Source organism: Streptomyces sp. CC208A (assembly GCF_030010625.1).
Lineage (GTDB): Bacteria > Actinomycetota > Actinomycetes > Streptomycetales > Streptomycetaceae > Streptomyces.
Genome location: NZ_JASCXN010000095.1, coordinates 1 through 1,483 on the forward strand (window position 1 = coordinate 1; position 1,483 = coordinate 1,483).

The window sequence follows — 1,483 nt, forward strand, 5'->3', positions numbered from 1 at the left end:
ACTGAGGCGGGTTGCCGTGCTTGCGGGACGGCAGGTCGGCGTGCTTGGTACGGAGCATGGCGAGGGACCGGATGAGCACCTGGCGGGTGTCGGCGGGGTCGATGACGTCGTCGACCAGGCCGCGTTCGGCCGCGTAGTACGGGTGCATCAGCTCGGCCTTGTACTCCTTGACCATGCGGGCGCGCATGGCCTCGGGGTCCTCGGCCTCGGCGATCTGCCTGCGGAAGATCACGTTGGCGGCGCCCTCGGCGCCCATGACCGCGATCTCGTTGGTGGGCCAGGCGTAGGTCAGGTCGGCGCCGATCGACTGGGAGTCCATGACGATGTAGGCGCCGCCGTAGGCCTTGCGCAGGATCAGCGAGATCCTCGGCACGGTCGCGTTGCAGTAGGCGTAGAGCAGCTTCGCGCCGTGGCGGATGATCCCACCGTGCTCCTGGTCGACGCCGGGCAGGAAGCCGGGGACGTCCAGAAGGGTGATGATCGGGATGTTGAAGGCGTCGCACATCTGGACGAAGCGCGCGGCCTTCTCGGAGGCCTCGATGTCCAGCACGCCGGCCAGCGACTGGGGCTGGTTGGCGACGAGGCCGACGACCTGGCCGTCCAGGCGGGCCAGGGCGCAGATGATGTTGCGGGCCCAGCGCTCGTGGATCTCCAGGTAGTCGCCGTCGTCGACGAGTTCCTCGATGACCTGGTGCATGTCGTAGGGGCGGTTGCCGTCGGCGGGCACCAGGTCGAGCAGCACCTCGGAACGGCGGTCGGCCGGATCCGAGGAGGCGACGGCCGGGGGGTTCTCGCGGTTGTTCTGCGGGAGCATCGACAACAGGTAGCGGACCTCGGCGATGCAGGTCTCCTCGTCGTCGTAGGCGAAGTGCGCCACGCCGGAGGTGCCGGCGTGCACGTCGGCGCCGCCCAGGCCGTTCTGGGTGATCTCCTCGCCGGTGACCGCCTTGACGACGTCGGGGCCGGTGATGAACATCTGCGAGGTCTCACGGACCATGAACACGAAGTCGGTCAGCGCCGGGGAGTAGGCGGCGCCGCCGGCGCACGGGCCGAGCATCACGCTGATCTGCGGGATGACACCCGACGCCTTGGTGTTGCGCTGGAAGATGCCGCCGTAGCCGGCCAGGGCGGAGACGCCCTCCTGGATGCGGGCGCCGGCGCCGTCGTTGAGGGAGACCAGCGGGGCACCGGCCGCGATGGCCATGTCCATGATCTTGTGGATCTTGGTGGCGTGGGCCTCGCCCAGCGCGCCGCCGAAGATCCGGAAGTCGTGCGCGTAGACGAAGACCGTCCGGCCCTCCACCGTGCCCCAGCCGGTGATCACACCGTCGGTGTAGGGCTTCTTGGCCTCCAGGCCGAAGCCCTGCGCGCGGTGCCGGCGCAGCTGCTCGACCTCGTTGAAGGAACCCGGGTCGAGGAGCAGCTCGATGCGCTCCCGCGCGGTCAGCTTGCCCTTCGCGTGCTGGGCCTCGGTCGCCCGCTC

Annotated in this window: 1 protein-coding gene; it reads right to left on the reverse strand. The window is 69.6% G+C overall.

Annotation, left to right across the window (positions count from 1 at the left end):
• The coding region (locus QK442_RS36105) for an acyl-CoA carboxylase subunit beta (protein WP_282698373.1) at nt 1–1,483 on the reverse strand (1,483 nt) is incomplete at both ends.